The sequence below is a fragment of the Puribacter membranae genome, from assembly GCF_055380425.1.
On the sequence record NZ_AP040167.1, the window covers coordinates 1,645,210 to 1,666,378 of the forward strand.

The 21,169-nt window shown below is 54.9% G+C and carries 18 protein-coding genes and 1 pseudogene; 4 read left to right on the plus strand and 15 right to left on the minus strand.

Annotated features, from left to right (window positions below; genetic code table 11):
• Window positions 1-56: 56 nt before the first annotated feature.
• Entirely contained in the window at window positions 57-926 is an 870-nt protein-coding gene (locus ACZ41M_RS07925; RefSeq protein ID WP_464731678.1) for a DMT family transporter, read from the minus strand.
• Between the two features lie 157 nt (window positions 927-1,083).
• Here ACZ41M_RS07925 and dinB point away from each other — a divergent pair, with 157 nt between their 5' ends.
• The 4 genes from dinB (at window position 1,084) to ACZ41M_RS07945 (ending at window position 3,596) form a co-directional block, all read left to right on the plus strand.
• Window positions 1,084-2,157 (plus strand): DNA polymerase IV, encoded by a 1,074-nt coding sequence (gene dinB / locus ACZ41M_RS07930; protein WP_464731677.1) that lies wholly within the window; start codon window positions 1,084-1,086, stop codon window positions 2,155-2,157.
• 223 nt (window positions 2,158-2,380) lie between these two features.
• The gene (locus tag ACZ41M_RS07935; protein WP_464731676.1) at window positions 2,381-2,710 is read left to right on the plus strand and encodes an ElaB/YgaM/YqjD family protein; all 330 of its coding nucleotides are present in this window, start codon (window positions 2,381-2,383) and stop codon (window positions 2,708-2,710) included.
• A 96-nt stretch (window positions 2,711-2,806) separates the two neighbouring features.
• A complete protein-coding gene (locus tag ACZ41M_RS07940) occupies window positions 2,807-3,268 on the plus strand; it encodes a phage holin family protein (RefSeq protein ID WP_464731675.1) in 462 nt (153 codons plus the stop codon).
• Entirely contained in the window at window positions 3,261-3,596 is a 336-nt protein-coding gene (locus ACZ41M_RS07945) for a hypothetical protein (RefSeq protein ID WP_464731674.1), read from the plus strand. Before ACZ41M_RS07940 ends, ACZ41M_RS07945 begins: the two co-directional genes overlap by 8 nt.
• A 38-nt stretch (window positions 3,597-3,634) precedes the next feature.
• Here the strand turns inward: ACZ41M_RS07945 and lpxC are convergent, their stop codons facing one another.
• The 14 genes and pseudogenes from lpxC to ftsL form a co-directional block, all read right to left on the minus strand.
• Window positions 3,635-4,603 (minus strand): UDP-3-O-acyl-N-acetylglucosamine deacetylase, encoded by a 969-nt coding sequence (gene lpxC, locus ACZ41M_RS07950; protein WP_464731673.1) that lies wholly within the window; start codon window positions 4,601-4,603, stop codon window positions 3,635-3,637.
• A gap of 408 nt (window positions 4,604-5,011) precedes the next feature.
• On the minus strand, window positions 5,012-6,328 hold the full coding sequence (ftsZ, locus tag ACZ41M_RS07955) for a cell division protein FtsZ (protein WP_464731672.1): 1,317 nt from the start codon (window positions 6,326-6,328) through the stop codon (window positions 5,012-5,014).
• Between the two features lie 83 nt (window positions 6,329-6,411).
• Entirely contained in the window at window positions 6,412-7,698 is a 1,287-nt protein-coding gene (ftsA, locus tag ACZ41M_RS07960) for a cell division protein FtsA (protein WP_464731671.1), read from the minus strand.
• Window positions 7,695-8,480, minus strand: a complete 786-nt coding sequence (locus ACZ41M_RS07965; protein WP_464731670.1) for a cell division protein FtsQ/DivIB — start codon at window positions 8,478-8,480, stop codon at window positions 7,695-7,697. The genes ftsA and ACZ41M_RS07965 overlap by 4 nt, the downstream gene beginning before the upstream one ends.
• 15 nt (window positions 8,481-8,495) lie before the next feature.
• Complete coding sequence (locus ACZ41M_RS07970; RefSeq protein WP_464731669.1) at window positions 8,496-9,470, minus strand: D-alanine--D-alanine ligase; 975 nt, start codon at window positions 9,468-9,470, stop codon at window positions 8,496-8,498.
• 10 nt (window positions 9,471-9,480) lie between these two features.
• Window positions 9,481-10,896: a UDP-N-acetylmuramate--L-alanine ligase gene (murC, locus tag ACZ41M_RS07975; protein ID WP_464731668.1), complete on the minus strand. Its 1,416-nt coding sequence runs from the start codon at window positions 10,894-10,896 to the stop codon at window positions 9,481-9,483.
• A gap of 21 nt (window positions 10,897-10,917) precedes the next feature.
• Complete coding sequence (murG, locus tag ACZ41M_RS07980; protein WP_464731667.1) at window positions 10,918-12,018, minus strand: undecaprenyldiphospho-muramoylpentapeptide beta-N-acetylglucosaminyltransferase; 1,101 nt, start codon at window positions 12,016-12,018, stop codon at window positions 10,918-10,920.
• Complete coding sequence (gene ftsW / locus ACZ41M_RS07985) at window positions 12,015-13,241, minus strand: putative lipid II flippase FtsW (RefSeq protein ID WP_464731666.1); 1,227 nt, start codon at window positions 13,239-13,241, stop codon at window positions 12,015-12,017. The genes murG and ftsW overlap by 4 nt, the downstream gene beginning before the upstream one ends.
• A gap of 82 nt (window positions 13,242-13,323) precedes the next feature.
• Window positions 13,324-14,826: a UDP-N-acetylmuramoyl-L-alanine--D-glutamate ligase gene (gene murD, locus ACZ41M_RS07990; protein WP_464731665.1), complete on the minus strand. Its 1,503-nt coding sequence runs from the start codon at window positions 14,824-14,826 to the stop codon at window positions 13,324-13,326.
• A 21-nt stretch (window positions 14,827-14,847) separates the two neighbouring features.
• Entirely contained in the window at window positions 14,848-16,014 is a 1,167-nt protein-coding gene (gene mraY, locus ACZ41M_RS07995; RefSeq protein WP_464732176.1) for a phospho-N-acetylmuramoyl-pentapeptide-transferase, read from the minus strand.
• 31 nt (window positions 16,015-16,045) lie between these two features.
• Window positions 16,046-17,473, minus strand: coding sequence for a UDP-N-acetylmuramoyl-tripeptide--D-alanyl-D-alanine ligase (locus ACZ41M_RS08000; RefSeq protein WP_464732175.1), 1,428 nt, complete (start codon window positions 17,471-17,473; stop codon window positions 16,046-16,048).
• A gap of 72 nt (window positions 17,474-17,545) precedes the next feature.
• Window positions 17,546-19,063: pseudogene (locus ACZ41M_RS08005) on the minus strand (UDP-N-acetylmuramoyl-L-alanyl-D-glutamate--2,6-diaminopimelate ligase); the annotation flags it as partial.
• Window positions 19,063-20,808, minus strand: a complete 1,746-nt coding sequence (locus tag ACZ41M_RS08010; RefSeq protein ID WP_464731664.1) for a peptidoglycan D,D-transpeptidase FtsI family protein — start codon at window positions 20,806-20,808, stop codon at window positions 19,063-19,065. The pseudogene ACZ41M_RS08005 and the gene ACZ41M_RS08010, both read right to left, overlap by 1 nt.
• Complete coding sequence (gene ftsL, locus ACZ41M_RS08015; RefSeq protein WP_464731663.1) at window positions 20,805-21,146, minus strand: cell division protein FtsL; 342 nt, start codon at window positions 21,144-21,146, stop codon at window positions 20,805-20,807. Before ftsL ends, ACZ41M_RS08010 begins: the two co-directional genes overlap by 4 nt.
• Between the last annotated feature and the right edge of the window lie 23 nt (window positions 21,147-21,169).

The following is a 21,169-nucleotide window of genomic DNA, read 5'->3' on the forward strand; positions in this document are numbered from 1 at the left end:
CAACCATGACAGATGACATCTGTGTCATATGATTTCGTTAAACTCAATCCGCGCGGTTACCCCGCATACGCAATTAAACCAATCGCCCCCAACGCCAGCGCGATACCGATTTTTTGTAGCGCATTGGTGCGCTCTTTGAGCAACCCAATCGCCAGCGCGATGGTGAACAGCGGGTACAGCGACACCAACACGCTGATGATCGAGACAAACGCACCCCGAAACGCATAATACATCGCCACATTCGCCACCACATCCAGCACACCGACCGCAGCAGCATAGCGCAGCAGCGATGCGTCATGCGACATACGGACGTGACCGAAACGCAGAGCGATCAACAGTGTCACCACCGACGCCGTGGCTTTGCCCGCAAACATCGGCCATAGTCCGGCTCGGTTTTCACCGATTTGATGAATCAGAATAAAGCTCAAGGCAAACGCAACACCCGTGCCAACAGTAAACAGCAAAACGCGCCGATTCAAGCGTTTCGGCTGCTCGCTAGCCAACAGGTGCGGCGCAGAATGTTTCCCCTCCTGACTGATCAGCACAATCGCCACCACCGCGAAGGCAATGCCCGCCAGCACACCGACACTTAACTGCTCACCCGTCATCAAACCAAACAACACCGGAATCAACGCAGCCAGCACCGAGGTGATCGGCGAAACCACGCTCATCGTTCCCTCAGCCAGCGCGGTGAAAAACCACCAACCCGCCAATGCCGAAGTGAGACCGGAGGCCGCGCCAAAGGCAATCGCGCGCGTATCCCAATCACCGCCGATCAGCCACGACAACAGCAGCAAAACCACGGCTGAGACTGGAAATGCCCACAAAACCACTTGCAGCGCCGGATGTCGGCGCGCGGCCAAACCACCCACAAAATCACTCACCCCATAAGCGGCCGCAGAAACCAAAGCCAAAATCAAATTCATACCGATTCTTTCAAATATTCGCCCATTGAGTATCGATTAAGTATCAATTAAGCGTCAAAACAGTGGGGGCAAACATAGCATAGATTCATCCGAATCACCTTGGAATTTCACTATAAAATGCAGTCTTGACTGAACACATCTGATCTCAATACGCTTTATGCCCGCCACGCCCACCGTTCGCAAAATCATCCACTTTGACGCCGACTGCTTTTACGCCGCCGTGGAAATGCGCGACGATCCGTCACTGCGCGGCAAACCGATCGCCGTCGGCGGAACCACGGCGCAACGCGGCGTGATTGCGACCTGCAACTACGAAGCGCGCGCATTCGGTGTGCGTTCGGCACTGCCGACCCGCCGCGCGCTGGAGTTGTGTCCGCAGTTGATTTTGCTCAAGCCGGACTTTCCACGCTACCGCGCGGCATCGCAGGCGATTTTCCGCATTTACCGCGATTATTCCGAGCTAATCGAGCCGCTATCGCTGGATGAGGCGTATGTGGATGTGAGCACTTGCTCTGCGCATCGCGGCAGCGCGACGCTGATCGCTCGTGCGATTCGTGCGCGGGTACACGAGGAAGTCGGCTTGACGGTTTCAGCCGGTGTCGCGCCGAATAAATTTTTGGCCAAAATCGCCAGTGACTGGCACAAACCGGATGGATTATTCGTCATCCGACCGCAGGATGTAGATGCATTTGTACGCGAATTGCCGGTAGAAAAACTATTCGGCGTCGGTCCGCGCACGGCGGAGAAAATGCACCGACTCAAATTATTCACCTGCGCCGATGTGCGCGAGCGCGATTTACCGTTTCTGATCGCGCAGTTTGGTAAACTCGGCTCGTCTTTGTATCAGGCGGCACGCGGCATCGACTCACGTGCTGTGCACCCACAGCGCCTGCGAAAATCAATCAGCGTCGAAACCACATTTGCGCATGATTTGCATGGCTTTGCGGATGCGACCACCCCCTTAGGCGAGTTGCACGCCGATTTATTGACGCGAATTGAGCGCCATCGCGCTGAAGCCTTGGTGCAAAAAACCTTTGTCAAGCTGCGCATGGCGAATTTTAAAATCCATACGCTGGAGATGAACAGCAACGATCTGTCACGCCCGCATTTTGAACAACTGCTCGCCAGCCTGTGCCAAAAACACGTCGGCGCGATTCGCCTGCTCGGTGTGGGCGTGCGCCTGCGCGAGCCGGATGGCGCGACGCAGTTGGATTTACTGAGTACATCGTGATCGTTAGCGCACACAATCAACGCACCCGAGCATCGACAAACCGACCTGCCGTTTTTAACCATTTTTGAACCAGGGCTTTATGTTAGAATGAATTTAGACCTTTGAATTGACAGAGATTTTTCAATAATCAAAGGCACTTAAAGTACCATCTAAAGCACCGCTTTAAGTTGCATTGCGTAGTCCTTCCCATGTGTGTCATAACCACCTCAGAAAGGAGTTCATCATGCCTGCTACACTCAAATCAGAACACGACCTCGTGCAAGAAAAAGAACGCTTGATCGCGGACATTCAACAATTATTGACCGATGCCCAAGGCATACTCACCGATGCGAGCGAGCACGCGGACGATCATGTGAGTCGATTGCGCGCGAAACTATCCGACAATGTGGACAAGGTCAAAGACTCATTGCATTCGGCCAAAAAACACACCCGCAAAAAGGCACGCGAAGCCGCCGATGCGACCGATGAGTACGTACACGACAATCCGTGGCAATCGGTTGGTGTCGCTGCAGCAGTCGGCTTTTTGCTCGGCTTGCTGGTATCCCGCCGCTAACATCGCGACGCTTAGATTATCCATGTCATCACGGCGCAAGCGTGGCTCTACGCCACACTTACGCCTACGCCGTCATTGATCTCATAGGAGCAGCCCTTGGCACAAACCACAGAATCCGATCACAGCAAGCCGCACAACCCAACAGGCGGCGCATCCTCAGCGTTTGAATCCCTCACCTCGAAAGTGGGGGCTTTGTTGCTCAATCGCATGGAACTACTGTTGCTGGAGGCTGGCTCGGCCAAACACACGATTTGGGCTGGCGTGGTTTTGAGTTTATTGGGTGTATTGTCGGTGTTCATGGCCGCGCTATTCACCCTGATATTGATTATTCTGGTGGTGCCGGAATCATGGCGCATCGGTCTACTCGGCGGTTTTTCGTTGTTTTTTATACTGTTCGCTTTGCTCGCATTTGGGTGGGTGCGTCGTGCGGTTCGCGCACCGTGGTTCGCCTCCAGCATGGGCGCGGTCAAAGAGGATTGGCAAACCTTAACCGAGCAAGTACCGCCGGTTCAAACCACTGAGCGTCGCCCATCGGTTCAGGAGAACGCCCATGAATAAAGCGGAATTGAATGCACGCAAAAAACGGCTGCTGTTGGAAGGCGAAGTTCTGCGCCTGCAACTGCTCAAAGACAAATTGCAGTTTCAGCACAATCTGCGCGCCAGCCACGCGGATGGCGCACTCAATATTCGAGGTTTGCGCGGCATACGGCGCTTGTTCAACCAAGGTTGGCTCAATCAGCCGCAGATTTTGAACACGGCTTTGTTGCTGTTGACCCGTTGGTTACCTGCCAAGCGCAACAGCCTGCTCACACGACTGCTCGTGCCACTGCTGCGCGGCCTCATCGTATTAAATGCGTTGAGAAAATCTAACCGCCCGCGCTCGTAACTTCAGCTCAAACCACACACAGCGCACTACCGATGAATTTATGACGCTGCGCGCACGGTCGCCTTCGATGCGAGCGCGTCGCCGTGGATGCCCGCATAGCTCGGCGCATCCGCCTCATCCGCAAACGTCACGTATTCATAGTTCGCTTCGTCGGCCAACACCGCGCGAATCAGTACATTATTCAACGCATGGCCGGATTTGTACGCCGTATATGCACCCAAAATCGGCGCGCCAATCACATACAGATCGCCAATCGCGTCAAGGATTTTGTGTTTGACGAATTCGTCGGTATAGCGCAGCCCTTCGGGGTTGAGGATTTTGTATTCGTCCAGCACAATCGCGTTGGCCAAATTACCGCCTTGCGCCAGTCCCAAGCCACGTAAAGCTTCCACATCCTGAATAAAGCCAAAAGTGCGCGCACGGGAAATCTGCCGCACATACGCATCACCGGTGAAATCGATCTCGCAGTGCGTGCCGGTATCGTCAATCGCCGGATGGTGAAACTCGATATCGAACAAGGCTTTAAACCCAAAATACGGATCAAGGCGTGCGCGCTTGTCACCCTCGGTCACTTCCACCGATTGCTTGATGCGGATGAAGCGGCGCAATTCGTTCTGCGCGACCAAACCGACGCTACTGATCAAATAGACAAAGCTCGTGGCGCTGCCATCCATAATCGGAATCTCCGGCGCATTGACCTCAATGATGATGTTGTCCACGCCCAGACCGGCGAGCGCCGACATCAAATGTTCAATGGTCAACACGCGCGCCGCAGGGTTCGCCGGATGCGCCAAGGTCGTCGCCATACGCGTGTCGATCACGTGTTCGGGCAGACAGGTAATATCAAGGTTGGCATCCACATCGGTACGGCGAAACACCACGCCGGTATTGACCGGTGCGGGCTTGAGGGTCAGTTTAACCTTGCGCCCTGAATGCAGGCCGATGCCCGTGGTTTCAATTTCCTGCGCAATGGTTTTTTGTACGATGGAATGAGCGGTTGTTCCCATGGCGGCTCCAAAAATTTCTTTGTCAATTAAGGAAATGCGGAATAACCCCTACCGTCTGCGCTGGAGATTGGTTTGGGTTGTTCCATGCTTCCTTAAATATCAATCACACTGTAATGATACCGTAAAAAAACAAACCCCATCACGATGGTGATGGGGAAAGAACTACTCAATCAATAGTTATTATCGGAAATCGAAACAGCGAATCAAGCGCTCAGACGACAGCAGAATAGGGTTACTCGCAACAGAACTCACCGACACGACGGCATCGGTAAGGCGATGGTGAAGGGGACACCACAACCATACCGACGCGACGATCCGGTGCGCGCCGCAGCTAACGGCTGAAACTGCTGAACGAGCTTGACTTCATAGTGCGAACTCGTCGTTCACCTGAGTTCGCGTTAGTCCGCCTTAGTCTGCTTGGCGGCGCAAAAATGCAGGCACATCCAAGTCCTCAAAGAACGCATCGCCGTTCACCGCACGTTGTTGTGTGGCTTGTGGTTCGCGTTGACGCGCCCAAGTCGGCACGTCCAACTCGTTGTAGTCGCCAAAGGTTGGAATGCTCGTGCGACGTGGTGCGGGTTCAGCCACGTTTTGTACGCTCGGCTGTACCCAGTCATTCACCGCAGATGGGGTCACTGCCGCATGGGCATTTGCATAGGCCGCAGACTGGATGGATGCGAGGTCTTCTACCGGTGCTTGAAAGGCAGGCGCCGCCGCAGCCGGTGCGCTGTGCAACACGCGTGTGCCGACATTATCGGTTTCTACCGCGCGCGCGCCGCCCAAACCGGTTGCCACCACGGTCACACGCAGTTTGTCGCCCAAGCTGTCGTCGTACACGAAACCGTAAATCACAGTCGCGTCATCAGAGGCGCTTTCACGGATGATGCTCACCACTTGGCGGGTTTCACGCGCTTTCAAGGTGTCGTGTGATGCGGAGATATTGATCAAAATACCGCGCGCACCGGCCAAATTCACGCCATCGAGCAACGGGCTGGCAACGGCTTCTTCCGCTGCAATGCGCGCACGATCCGCACCGGAGGCGGTCGCTGTACCCATCATCGCGCGGCCTTGTTCGCCCATCACGGTTTTCACGTCGTTAAAGTCGACGTTGATGTGACCATCGACGTTGATGATTTCGGCAATACCGGCTACGGCGTTGTTCAACACGTCGTCGGCAGCTTCAAATGCTTCTTCCATGCTGATGTCGTCGCCCAAAATTTGTTCGAGTTTTTCGTTCAAAATGATGATGAGCGAGTCCACTTGCTGTTCCAATTGACGCAAGCCTTCTTCGGCCACGCGCATACGGCGAGGGCCTTCGTATTCAAATGGTTTAGACACAACCGCAACGGTCAAAATACCCAATTCTTTCGCCACTTCCGCGATCACCGGCGCCGCACCTGTGCCCGTGCCACCGCCCATACCGGCGGTGATAAACACCATATTCGCATCGCGCAGCATATCGGCAATGCGTTCGCGGTTTTCTTCCGCCGCCGCACGACCGACTTCCGGTTTTGCGCCCGCGCCCAAACCGGACTCGCCCAGCTGCAATTTATTCAACGTCGAAGAGTGACGCAATGCTTGCGCATCGGTATTGGCGACGATGAATTCCACCCCCTGTACGCCTTTGGTGATCATGTGTTGGATGGCATTGCCGCCTGCGCCACCAACGCCAACCACTTTAATGACTGTTCCTTCTGGCGCTTCATTTAACATTTCAAAGCTCATGGTTTTCCCCTTTAAAGTGTTCCGTTACCGGAACGTGATACACAATTAAAACTACTTAAAACTAAACCCATCGCAAGTGATCGTCAGAATGTTTTGACGAACCAATCGCGCATGACTTTCAAAATCGAACGCTTCGTACCATCGTTCGCTGATGATTTTTCCGCTGCTTTTTTGCGCGAAACGCCACCACCACGGTGATCGCTCAAACGTGCTTCGACTTCGCCACGCTTTTCACGCGCCGACATCAGCAAACCCACTACCGTTGAGTAGCGCGGGTTGCATACGATATCGGCCAAATTGCCGTCGTACATTGGCTGGGCAATGCGCACCGGCTTCATAAATACTTCTTCGGCCAACTCGGTCACGCCCGGCAACAAGCTGGTACCACCGGTCAATACCACGCCCGAGGCGATCAGGTGTTCAAAGCCGGCTTCTTGCAAATTGCGTTGTACCAGTACGAATAACTCTTCCAAGCGCGGCTCAATCACAGCGGCCAACGATTGACGTTTCACACGACGCGCCACGCGATCGCCCACACCCGGAATCTCAACCACGCTCTCGGACGGCACCATGCCTTGCTTGGCCACGCCGTAGCGCAGTTTCAATTCCTCCGCTTCGGCGGTCGGCGTGCGCAGGGCCATCGCAATATCGTTGGTCACTTGATCGCCCGCAATCGGAATCACCGCCGTGTGGCGAATCGCGCCATCAACGAACACCGCGATGTCGGTCGTACCGCCACCGATGTCCACCAATGCCACGCCGATGTCTTGCTCGTCTTGGGTCAAAGTCGCGGTGCTGGAGGCCAAAGGCTGCAAACGCAAGTCGGACACTTCCAAGCCACAGCGACGGATGCATTTAACGATGTTTTGCGCCGCAGACACCGAGCCGGTGATGATGTGTACTTTCACTTCCAAGCGCATGCCGGTCATGCCGATCGGCGTGCGAATACCGTCTTGGTCATTGACTTTGTACTCTTGTGGCAAGACGTGCAAAATCTGTTGATCCGCCGGAATGCTGACCGCACGCGCGGTGTCGAGCACGCGCTCGATATCGTTTTGCGTGATTTCGGTGTCTTTCACCGCGACCATGCCGCTGGAGTTGAAGCTGTGAATATGGCTGCCCGCGATACCGGTGCACACGCTGCGCACGGTGAAGCCTGCGCGCAGTTCCGCTTCCTTAATCGCATACTGAATGGTTTGAATCGTTTCTTCGATATTCACCACCATGCCGCGCTTCATACCACGCGACGGGTGGTGGCCGATGCCGATGACATTGAATCCATTGTTCGGCAAAACTTCGGCAATCATGGCCACCACTTTTGATGTACCAATGTCCAACGCCACAATTAAATCTTTAGTCGGTTCGCTCATAGTTTTCCACCTGTGTTAATCATCGTCTCTGTATTCACACGATGCAATTTTTCGGAACGCATCGCAAATCCGTTGGGGTAGCGCAGGTCAATGTAGCCGCCTGCCTCCCCGATGTTGTCTTTCACAAAATCACCCGATTTGATCAAGCGCTGTACCCGCTCTTCAATCGCCGTCGGCGTGTCCGCACGTCCCATTTCAATCACCAAGCCATTGCTCAATGTCACCTGCCAGCTATAACGTTGTGACAGGCTGACTTTTTTCACTGTCCACCCCAAAGGCGCCAACCACTGCTGAAACAAAGGCAACTCTTGCGCCATCAAATTGGCCGCCTCGTCCGGCCCCTCAGTTTCCACCAGTTTGGCGCGCTGCGCCTCATCTACCTGTGCGTGGAACAACTGCCCCTCGGGGCTGAGATAGCGGTCTTTCCAAATCGCCAGCGGCTGATGCGCCGCAATACTGACCTCGATTTCATGCGGCCATACTCGGCGAATCGAGGTGCTTTTAACCCAAGAAATTTGTTGCAAGCTGTCCTGCACTTGGTACAAATTCATCGAGAAAAAACCACCGGCCAAACCGTGATCCAAATTACTCTGAATCAGATCATGCGTTTGCTTTTGATCCAACTGCTGCACATCGCCGACAAAACGAAACTGATTGATCGAAAAGTACGGACGCTGCAACAGCCAGCCCACGCCTGCGACGAACAGCAAGGCACAGGCCGCCCACACCATCATGCGGGTGACTGCTTGCATCAAATCGAGATCGTCCCAAAACGCTTGCATACCAAACTACCTTGTTTATTTATTCCGCTCAGGCGTGCGCTGCACATGCAGGCGCGCATCGGCCAAAATCGTCAAAACCAAATCTTCGTAACTCATACCTGTCGCACGCGCCGCCATCGGCACCAGCGAGTGATCGGTCATGCCAGGAGCGGTATTCATTTCCAACAAAAACGGCTCTTGGTCGCTGTCACGAATCAATACTTCCCCACGTCCCCAGCCCGCACAACCCAATGCGCGGTACGCCTGTACAAACATGCTTTGAATGCGCTGCGTCAAAGCATCCGGTAGCTCTGCCGGACACACGTACTGTGTATCGTTCGATAAATATTTGTGTTCAAAATCGTAGTTGCCATTCGGCGCTTTGATCTCCACCAGTGGCAAGGCATGCGCGCCGCTGCTCGAACCCAATATCGCGCAGGTCACTTCGCGTCCTTCAATGCATTGCTCAATCAAAGCGTGCGTGTCGTAGCGCCATGCCAATTCACACGCGGCCTGCAGTTGATCGGCAGTAGAAACTTTGCCCGCGCCGACAGTAGAACCTTCGAGTGGCGGTTTGACAAACAGCGGCAAACCCAGTTGCGCCACAATCGCGTCCGTGTCCACCTGTTCGCCACGCGCAAGCACCACGTATTTCGGCGTTTGCAAACCGTGTTGCAACCAAATTTGCTTGGTGCGTACCTTGTCCATCGCCAAGCTGCTGGCTAACACCCCACTGCCGGTGTACGGAATGCCGAGCAATTCCAGCGCGCCTTGCACCGTGCCATCTTCGCCAAAGCGACCATGCAAAATAATGAACGCACGGTCAAAACCTTCACGTTTCAGGTCAAACAGCTCACGCTCTTTGGTATCGAACAAATGCGCGTCCACGCCCTGTTTCACCAGCGCCGCGTGCACCATCGTGCCCGATTTGATCGACACTTCGCGCTCGGCGGAAATCCCGCCGTACAGCACCGCTACTTTGCCCAGTTGTTTCACGTCGATATTCATCATGTCCCCAATCTCACGCCTGACCCAATAATTCCACGACTTTTGCCGCCACACCACCGATCGAACCTGCACCCATGGTAATTACGATGTCACCGTTCTGCACATAGTCGGCAATCGCCTGCGGCATCTGCGCCACCTGCTCAACAAATATCGGCTCGACCTTACCCGCGACACGCAAAGCGCGTGTCAATGCACGACCATCCGCCGCAACAATCGCCGGTTCGCCTGCCGAATACACTTCACTCAACAGCACGCCATCCGCGCCCGAGAGCACACGCACAAAATCCTCAAAGCAGTCGCGCGTGCGGGTGTAGCGGTGCGGCTGGAATGCCAGCACGATGCGCTGATTCGGAAACGCACCACGCGCCGCGCTCAAGGTCGCCGCCATTTCCACCGGATGATGACCGTAGTCGTCAATCAGGGTGAACTCACCACCGCCTCGTTGCTCAGGTACTTTCACCTGACCGTAGCGCTGAAAACGACGACCCACGCCATTGAACTCCGCTAAAGCTTTCAAAATCGCCGCGTCATCCACATCCACCTCGGTACCGACAGCGATCGCCGCGAGCGCGTTGCGCACATTGTGTAAACCCGGCAAATTCAGCGTCACATCCAACACCGGCAACTCTTCGCCAAAGCCCGTGCGGCTGACTTTGAAGCGCATTTTGCCGTGCGCATCAACCACGTCATACGCGCGCACCTGTGCGTCCTCGCTCAAGCCATAGGTAATCACCGTTTTTTGTAAATTCGGTACGATTTCGCGCACATTCGCATCATCAATACACACCACCGCCGCGCCGTAGAACGGAATGCTGCGGGTAAACGCCACAAACGCGTCTTTCAGTTTGTTAAAGTCGTGCCCATAGGTGTCCATGTGGTCTTGGTCAATATTGGTAATCACCGCAATCACCACCGACAAATGCAGGAACGACGCATCGGATTCATCCGCTTCAGCCACGATGTAGTCACCTTGCCCCAAACGCGCATTCACGCCCGCGCTGGTCAATTTGCCACCGATCACGAAGGTCGGATCCAAACCGCCCTCACCCATCACACTGGCAACCAAGGAGGTCGTGGTGGTTTTGCCATGCGTGCCGGCAATGCCGACCCCATGACGAAAACGCATCAACTCTGCCAACATCACCGCACGCGGCACGATCGGAATCTTGCGTTCACGCGCCGCGACCAATTCAGGGTTGTCCTCAGAAATCGCGGTGGACACCACCAATACATTGCTGTTTTGCACATTCTCTGCCGCGTGCCCCAGGTACACCGTCGCACCCAGACTGCGCAGGCGTTTCACATTCGCACTCTCAACCGCGTCCGAGCCGGACACCCGATAGCCCAAATTCAAAAGCACCTCGGCGATGCCGCTCATACCCGCGCCACCAATGCCGACAAAATGAATGTTTTTGATGTTATGTTTCATTTTTTGCTTTCAGTTCAAATTTTATAAATCCCGCACACCGGCGACCTGCAAACACACTTTGGCCACATCCGCCGTTGCATTCGGCTTGGCCACCGTGCGTGCATTCGCCGCTTGTTGGCTCAGTTGTTCGCGGTTCAAACCGCGCAACAGCTCCGCCAAATGCGCCGGTGTCAATTGCGTTTGCGGCAACAATTGCCCCGCACCCGCATCCACCAATAATTGTGCGTTCGAGGTTTGGTGGTCATCGACCGCCGCCGGAAACGGCACCATGATGCTCGCCACGCCCGCCGCGGCCAATTCGGATACCGTCATCGCGCCCGCGCGGCAAATCAACACGTCCGAATCAGCGTACAAAGCCGCCATATCGTCCACGAACGGCACGCATTGCGCCTGTACACCAGCCTCTTGATAATTGCGACGCAGCGCATCAATCAACTTTTCACCCGCCTGATGCACCACTTCGGGACGCTCGTTGTCACTCAACAACGCCAGTGCTTTCGGCACATTTTCGTTCAAAGCCTGCGCGCCCAAGCTGCCGCCGATCACCGCCAATTTCAATGCGCCTGAGCGCGTGGCAAAACGTTCTTGCGGTGCGGGCAAATCAGCAATCACGCTTTTCACCGGATTACCAACCCATTCGCCATCCTCAAACACGTTTGGAAAACCGGTCAGTACGCGAGCCGCCATCTTGGCCAACAATTTATTCGACATACCCGCGATGGAGTTTTGCTCATGCAACACAATCGGAATACCGGTTAATTTCGCGGTCAAGCCACCCGGCACGGTGATGTAACCGCCCATGCCGAGCACCACATGCGGACGCACTTTTTGCAACACTTTGCGCGTCTGTACAATCGCTTTGAGTAGGCGAAATGGCGCCAGAGCCAAAGTTTTCACACCCTTGCCGCGCACACCGCTGAAATCCACACTATTAAATTCATAGCCGTATTTCGGCACGAGACGCGCCTCCATCGAATCCGCCGCACCACCGAGCCATGACACTTTGTGCCCCGCATCTACCAAAGCCTGCGCCACCGCCAGCCCCGGCATGATGTGACCACCGGTGCCACCGGCCATAATCAAAACGGTCCGAGGTCGTTGTGTTTTATTCGTGTTACTCATACCGGTTCTCCACGTTTCAAGCGGCGGTTTTCATAGTCCACACGCAAAACAAACGCCATCGCCAAGCAGTTGAACAGCAAAGCACTGCCACCATAGCTGATAAACGGCAAAGTCAGACCCTTGGTCGGCAACATCCCCATATTCACACCCATATTGATAAATCCTTGCACACCCAGCCAAATACCCACGCCTTGCGTGGCCAGCGCTTGAAAATTGCGCTCAAACGCCATGGACTCGCGTGCCACCATAAAAATTCGTCGTACCAACACCACAAACGCCAAAATCACCACCCAAACGCCGAGCAAGCCGAACTCTTCGCCGACCACCGCCATAATAAAATCGGTATGCGCTTCGGGCAGATAAAACATTTTTTGCACTGAGCTGCCCAAACCTTGTCCCCACAACTCACCACGGCCAAAGGCGATCAAGGACTGGGTCAACTGATACGCGCCGTTTTGCGCGTTCTCATCTTTCCAAGGATCCAAATATGCAAAAATCCGTCTCGCACGCCACGGCGTCACGATCACCAGCGCTGCAAACGCAGCCACCATGCTGGCAAACAAGGCGCCGAACACTTTAAAATTCACACCGCCCAAGAAAATCACACCCATGGTAATCACCGCGATCACCATCAACGCGCCCATGTCCGGCTCCAACAGCAACAGAATCGACACCAAGCCAAGCACCACGATCATCGGCAACACGCCTTTGTTGAACACGCGCAGATCTTGGTTTTTGCGCACGCAATAATCCGCCACATAAATACACGCCGCCAATTTCATCATCTCGGACGGCTGAAAATTCATAAAGCCCAAAGGCAACCAGCGCCGCGCACCATTCACACGCAAACCCACATGCGGAATCAGCACGATAATCAATAAAAACAGCGCGATCAAAAACATCACCGGCGCGAGTTTTTGCCAATTGTCACTGCTGACGTTGAATGCAAAAATCGCCACGCTAAAGCCCACCGTCAAGCTCAAACCATGCCGAATAAAAAAGTGGTAGCGCGAATAATTGTGAAACTTCGGCGAATCCGGCAAAGCGATACTGGCCGAATACACCATAATCAAACCGAAAAACATCAACAAAATCGGAATCCACAGCAGCACCGGATCAACCTCTTGCCAAGCCTGCGCGCGCAAACGGCGAACGCGGCGTTCATAGCCGTCATTCCTTTGCTCTGCTCGTCGCTCCAAGCCCAACACATCCAATATTCGCATAATGCCCGTTATCCCTACACTCAAATAAAATGAATCAGTCTTAAATCACGGTAAAGTAGTTGTTTACTTTTACCGTATCGGTTTATATCTGACCGCAATCTTGCGCCCATTCGCGCACCGTGCTGACAAACACCTCAGCGCGGTGTGCGTAATTTTTAAACATATCCAAGCTCGCACACGCCGGTGACAACAACACCGCCTGACCGCTCTGCGCGTTCTGCGCCGCATGCAGCGTGGCGGACTCGAGCGTATCGAATGATTGCATCGCCACGCCGGTGCCTTGCCATGCCTGCGCGATGGTATCGGCGTCTTTACCAATCAAACACACGAAGCGCACATGCGCTTTCACCGCATCCGTCATCGGCGTGAAATCCTGCCCTTTGCCGTCGCCTCCTGCGATCAATACAATCGGCTGCCCCAATCCTTCAATCGCCGCCAACGTCGCGCCGACATTCGTTCCTTTGGAATCGTCGTAAAAATCCACGCCATTCACGTTTTGAATCCACTGCACGCGGTGCGGCTCGCCCACATAATCGCGCAGACCGTGCAGCAATTTCGCCAGCGGCAAATCAATCGCGCGGCACAGTGCCAGCGCGGCCAAGGCATTCATCGCATTGTGACGACCGCGAATGCGCAGGGCATCGGTTGGCATCAAGCGTTGCACGCTAATCGGTGCGACGACTTCCGCCTGACCGCGTTTTTTCTTCTCAACGCCGCTCTCATCCGCCACTGCCACACTGAGCCATTCCATCGTCGCCGCGCTGTGGTTGCCTTCGCGCCACAGACCATATTGACCCACGGCAGTCGGCACGCTCACGCCAAAACTCAGCACGCGCGAATTTGGCTTGGCCATCGCATTCACGGCGGCATCATCACGGTTGAGCACCTGCACGGTGTCCGCACCGAAAACCTGCGCTTTGGCCTGCGTGTATTCCACCATATCGACATGCCAATCCAAATGATCTTGCGACAGATTCAGCACTGTCGCCGCATCTGGGTTAAAGCCGATGGCATTGCTTTGCGCAAATTGCAATTGGAAGCTGGACAACTCCAGCACCCACACCTGCGGCAGCGCATCCTGCTCCAGTGCACCACACAGCGCATCCAACATCGACGGACTGATATTGCCCGCCGCCAGCACGCTCACACCTGCCGCCTCACACAGATGACGGGTCAATGAGGTCACGGTGGTTTTGCCATTGGTGCCAGTCACCGCCAATACTTTCGGCTTGTAACCGTTATAGCCGTTATGCGCGTGCAACTCGCTCAATGCGCGGCTAAACACCGCCAATTCACCCAATACCGCGATACCACGCGCATTCGCCTGCTCAATAATCGTTTTGAGCGGCTCGGCGTGCGGACTCAAGCCCGGACTGAGCAGCACTTCGCTCACGCCATCCAAATAGTCTGCTGAAAAATCACCGCAATGCACGGTCACATCGGGATAGCGTTGCGTGAATGCAGGCAAAGCCGCCGGTGATTGGCGCGAGTCGTACACAGACACAGGCGTGGACGAACGCGTCGCGTAGCGCACCATCGCTACGCCCGACTCACCCAAACCGATCACCAACTGCTTTTGTGTCATTGCCTGATATCCCACATTCAATTAACGAAGTTTCAAACTGGCCAAACCGATCAGCACCAACATCATGGTGATAATCCAAAAGCGCACCACGACTTGCGTTTCGCGCCAACCTTTTTGTTCAAAGTGATGGTGCAGCGGCGCCATCAATAAAATTCGTTTACCCACGCCATAGCGTTTTTTGGTGTACTTGAAATAAACCACCTGCAAGGCCACCGACAACGTTTCCACCACGAATACACCGCCCATGATGAACAGCACCAATTCCTGACGCACAATCACGGCGATCGTACCCAGCGCACCGCCGAGCGCCAACGCACCCACGTCGCCCATAAATACCTGCGCCGGATACGCGTTGAACCACAAAAAGGCCAAACCTGCACCCGCCATCGCCGCGCAGAACACCAGCACTTCGCCCGCGCCTTTGATGTGCGGCAGGAGCAGATAACGCGAGTAATTGAAGTTGCCTTCCACATAGGCAAAAATTCCCAGCGCCACACCCACCATCACGGTCGGCATAATCGCCAAGCCATCCAAGCCGTCGGTCAGGTTGACCGCATTACTCGTACCCACAATCACGAAGTAGGACAAAATCATGAAGCCGAATACGCCCAGCGGCATACTCACGGTTTTGAAAAACGGCACGATCAAGTCAGCTTTGTTCGGCAGCGGCATGGTCATACCGCTTTTGAGCCATTCCCAAAACAGACCGAAGGTTTGCAGCTCCGAACCCGCAGATACCGAAAACGCCAAACCCACCGCCGCAATCACGCCGATGATGGTTTGCCACATATATTTTTCGCGGCTGGGCATACCGTTCGGGTCGCGGTTCACGATTTTGCGGTAATCATCCGCCCAACCGACCCAGCCAAAGCCCATGGTCACCAGCATCAAAATCCAGATAAAGCGGTTGGACAAATCCGCCCACAACAGCACAGAAATACCAATCGCGATCAAAATCAAGACACCGCCCATGGTCGGTGTACCCTGCTTGACCAAATGCGTTTGCGGCCCGTCGGTACGCACCGCTTGACCAAATTTCATCTCCGCCAGACGACGAATCACGCGCGGCCCTGCCACCCAACCAATAATCAAGGCCGTGCCCATCGCCAGCAATGCACGCAAAGTCAGATAATTGAACACAGCGAAAAAGCGCAGTTCCGGTGACAATTGTGAGAGCCATTTGGCCAATTCCAGTAGCATGTGTGTTCCTTTTCAAACTTTATTGTTCTGTTGTTTCCGGTACGCCGCTTGCCTGAGCCGCCTGCGCTTGATTCATTTCGAGCAGTGCATCCACCACGCGTTCCATGCCCATAAAGCGCGAACCTTTGACCAAAATGGTGTTCGCGCCGCCTTGAATGTGCGCGCGCACCACATCGGCCATCGCCGTCACATCGTTAAAATGCTGCGCACCAACGCCAAACGCCTGCGTCGCCTGACGCATCATCTCACCGGTTGCCAGCAGCACATTCACGCCGCATTGCGCCGCATGCGCACCAATCTCCGCGTGAAAAGCATCGCCATCATCACCGACTTCACCCATATCGCCGAGTACCAAAATTTTGCGCCCCGCTGCATTGGCCAACACGTCAATCGCCGCCAACACCGAATCGGGATTCGCGTTATACGTATCATCAATCAAAATCACGCTCTCGCCCAAAGCAGGCAAGCGGTGCGTTTGCAAACGACCTTTGGCCGGTACGAAATTCGCCAGCCCTTTGGCGACCGCGTCCAGCGGCACACCCATCGCGGTGGCGGCGGCACACGCTGCCAAAGCGTTGTGAACATTGTGCACGCCCGGAATATTGATCTGCGTGGTGCATTGCCCCATCGGCGTGATCAACTGCACGGTCGAGGCGTACAGGCCCAATTCGTAGCGCGCGCTATACGCCGCGTGCGCCGCCGGATTCAGGCTAAATTCATGTGTCGCAACACCACGCGCCTGTGCGCGCTCGCGCCAGATCGCCGCGTAGGTATCATCAGCAGGGAAGACCACCGCTCCGCCATCCGTCACGCTGTCAATCACATCGGCGTGCTCGTAGGCAACGGCTTCGACGGTTTGCATGAATTCTTGGTGCTCGCGTTGGGCATTGTTGATGACTGCCACGGTCGGCGCAACGACCGGTGCCAATTGCGCGGTCTCGCCCGGATGATTCATACCCAATTCAATCACCGCCGCACGGTGGGTTTTTTTCATTTCCAACAAGGTCAGCGGCAAGCCAATATCATTGTTCAGATTGCCGCGCGTGGCCAAATAGGCGTCGTCAAATGCCGCACGCATGATTGCGGACAGCATTTCTTTCACCGTGGTTTTGCCGTTGCTGCCCGTCACCACAGCCACTGGCACGTCAAACTGTGAGCGCCAGCTTTTCGCCAAATCCTGCAAGGCCTGATGCGTGTTGTCCACCACGATGTGCGGAATCGCAAAGCCTTCCGGCACACGCTCGGCCAACACTGCGGCGACTTGCCCCGGCTGTAATTTCGGCAAAAAGTCGTGTGCATCGAAACGCTCGCCTTTAAGCGCAATCAATAAATCGGTCGGCTGCATGGTGCGCGTGTCAATCGAAACACGCTTGAAGGAAACCGTTTGTCCGTTGATTTCGCAAGAACCCATAGTGTCTTCAGCGCTGCCTTCAGAGGTAACGGCAATGTCGTTGTTATCCGTTGTTTCGCTTACCGTTTGATTGGTCGCCATTGTTTGCCACAAAGCCAGCGCCTGCTCGGCCTGCACCAAATCCGAATACGGATGCTTCACGCCCTGCACGTCTTGGTACGGCTCGTGTCCTTTGCCTGCGATCAAAATCACATCGGATACCGCGGCCTGCTCCACCGTACGATTGATCGCGCTCGGTCGATGCACTTCAGCGCGTACCTGCTCGTTCTGCGTCATGCCCGCCAAGATATCGCGCACGATCTGATCGGGGTCTTCGGTGCGCGGATTGTCCGAGGTCACGACGACGCGGTCGGCAATTTTCTGCGCAATTGCGCCCATTTGCGGCCGCTTGCCCGGGTCGCGATCACCACCGCAGCCAAAAACACAGGTCAACTGGCCACCACGTTGATGGGCAATCGGCAGCAGCGCGGTCAAAGTTTTTTCCAAGGCATCCGGTGTGTGCGCAAAATCGACCACGACCAGCGGCTGACCGTCACCACCAAAACGCTGCATGCGTCCAGGTGCTGCCGCAATATCGGCGCAATCGGCCACACATTCAGCGACATTCAAGCCCAAGCCCATGCACACGCCCAACACGCCGAGCGTATTCATGACATTGAACTCGCCAACCAAACGCGAACGAACGCGATGCGTCATACCATCGACATTCAAGGTGAATTGGGTCAATGCGCCGGATTGATCGATCTCGCTGGCTTGTAAATAATGTTTCACGCCATTGGGCTGCGGGTTCAAGCCGTAGCCAATCACAGTCACACCGCATTGCTCGGCGATTTGCGCATAGCGCAGGCCTGCTTCGTCATCGGTATTGATGACTGCGGTTTTGAGCGTACTCCATGTGAACAGACGCGCTTTGGCGGCTTCGTAGCTCGCCATATCGCCGTGGTAGTCCAAATGGTCGCGCGACAGATTGGTAAACAGCGCAATTTCATACGCAACGCCATTCACACGCCCTTGTTCCAAAGCGTGCGAGGACACTTCCATCGCCATGGCTTTAGCGCCTTGTGTGCGCATGTCGGCGAGGTAGCGGTGTACTTCAATCGCAGGCGGCGTGGTGAAGCCGGTTTCCTGCATCGCATCAGGGAAACCAACACCCAGCGTGCCCATAATGCCGCACGGCAGATGGTGTTTGGCCAAAATCTGAGCGAGCCATTGCGCGCTGGAGGTTTTGCCATTGGTGCCGGTGATTGCGATCATGCGCATGGTGTCCGATGGCTTGCCATAGTAGCTGTGGGCAATGTGCCCCGCTAAAATATTGAGCTGCGGTACGACGCGCGCCGGAATCGTGAGCGGCGGCATGGTTTTGCCTTCTTGCCACAGCACGGCGCCTGCGCCGTTTTGCACCGCCGCGTCCACATAAGTGCGTCCGTCGTGTTTGTCGCTGTTCGGTGAGAGCGGATCAAACGGGTAGGCAACGAAGGCATCACCCGACTCGATCTTGCGACTGTCGCTGGACAGGTGTTTTTTCTGCTGTGCATAGCTGCCCAAGGCCGATAAAACCTGTGTTAGTACGGTCGCTTGCAGTGCGCTGAGTTGATTGGCTCGGGTATTCATGGTTTGGGTTTTCATTACATGGCCTCCTCGATGCCGCCGTCTTGATTGATCGAGGTTTTATACGGCGCGTCCGGTGTGACCGACAAAGTACGCAAGGTTTCCGACACAATTTGGCTGAAAATCGGCGCGGCGACCACACCACCGTAGTGGCCGTTCGCCGTCGGATCATCCACCATCACCGCCACGACAATGCGCGGCTCGCCCACTGGCGCGAGACCGGCAAAGGTCGCAACGTATTTATTTTTGTTGTAGCCATTGCCCTCGACTTTATAAGCCGTGCCGGTTTTACCCGCGACGGTGTAGCCGATGACCTGTGCGCGCGGCGCCGTACCACCCGGCTCGGTCGCCATGTGCATCATGGTGCGCATTTCTTTGGCGGTTTGCGCGGAGAAAATCCGCTGACCGGGCACCGGATCTGGGTTGTCGCGCTTGATCAAAGTCAAATCGATGATTTCGCCATCACGTGCAAACACGGTGTAAGCGTGCGTTAACTGCAACAGTGAAATGGCAATCCCGTGACCGTAGGACATGGTGGCTTGCTCAATCGGTTGCCAATTTTTGTAAGGACGTACCAAACCGGCAGCCACGCCAGGAAAACCAATTTTGTATGGTTTGCCAAAGCCCAACACCGTGAAACTATCCCACATCTCTTTAGGCTCAAGCATGAAGGCGATTTTGCTCGTACCAATATTTGAAGATTTTTGAATCACTTGCTGCACTGTCAACGTACCGTTGGCGTGCGAGTCGCTGATGGTCGCATCGCCAATGGTCATTTTGCCGCCACCGGTGGCAATCATCGTTTGCGGCTTGACTTTGCCTTTTTCCAGCGCGAGTGCGACAGAAAACGGCTTGAGCGTTGAGCCTGGCTCAAAAATATCGGTCACGGCGCGGTTACGAATCAAGTCCCGATCCATGTTTTTGCGCAAATTCGGGTCGTACGAAGGGTAGTTGGACAAAGCCAAAATCTCACCAGTGCGCGTATCAATCACCATCGCAGAGGCGCTTTTCGCACGGTGATGATCCACCGCTTCGCGCAGCGCAGTATGCACGATGTATTGCACACGCGCGTCCAAAGACAGATACACATCCTTGCCCGGATGCGCCTCGGTCATCACGCCTTCGTCCTCAATCACATTGCCCAGACGGTCGCGCAGCACTTTGCGCGCGCCGGGTTGACCTTGGATTTCTTTGTCGTAAACGGCTTCCAAGCCCTCTTGGCCTTCGCCTTCGATATTGGTAAAGCCCGTTAAATGCGCAAAAACCGCAGCTTGCGGATAATCTCGTTTGACTTCTTTTTGACTGTAAACGCCGGGGATTTTCATCTCTTTGATCTGATCGGCGATTTCTTGCGGCACTTGCCGTCGCAGATAGACAAAGCGTTTATCATCCCGCGCCACTTTTTTCCGAATCTCGGCGACGCTGATTTCCAATAATTTGGAGAGCTGGTTTTCCTGCGCCGAAGTCATTTTGACCTCTTCGGGAATCACCCAGATGGCGCGCGCAGGAATGTTTGAAGCCAAAACCACACCGTTGCGATCATAAATCTTACCGCGCGGCGCGGGGATTTCGAGCAAACGCGAGTAGCGCGCTTCGCCCTTGCCCTGCAAAAACTCGTTGTCCAGCAATTGAACCTTAATCGCCCATAACGCCAATGACGCCAGCGCAAAGGTCAACACCGCCAACATCAGGGTTGAGCGCCACGCTTCCAAAGGAAAGCTATTTTTGTTATTTTTTGCGGGGGCATTGGATGACCAGTTCATGGCTTGGCTCCCGCAGTCGTTGCAGCAGGTGCAGTAGATGCCGTAGCGGTAGTACCCGCATCAGCCGCACTGGTTTTCGGTGTCATATAGTAGGTCACGCTCGGATCAACCCGCTGCATATCCTGACGACTGACCACTTCGGCGATTTTGTCGTTCTTCGCGGCTGAAACCTGCTGAACCTGGCGCGTGCTCCATTCAATCTGCAATTGTTGCTCATACGCACGCGCTTGCTCGAGCTGCGTATTGAGCACGCGGGACTGATGGCGCACGTTGATCACCATCATTGCCATCACAATGACTGCGCTCAACAGGACGATGGAACTGCGCCAGCTATACATTAATATTCAACCTTTTACTCAAA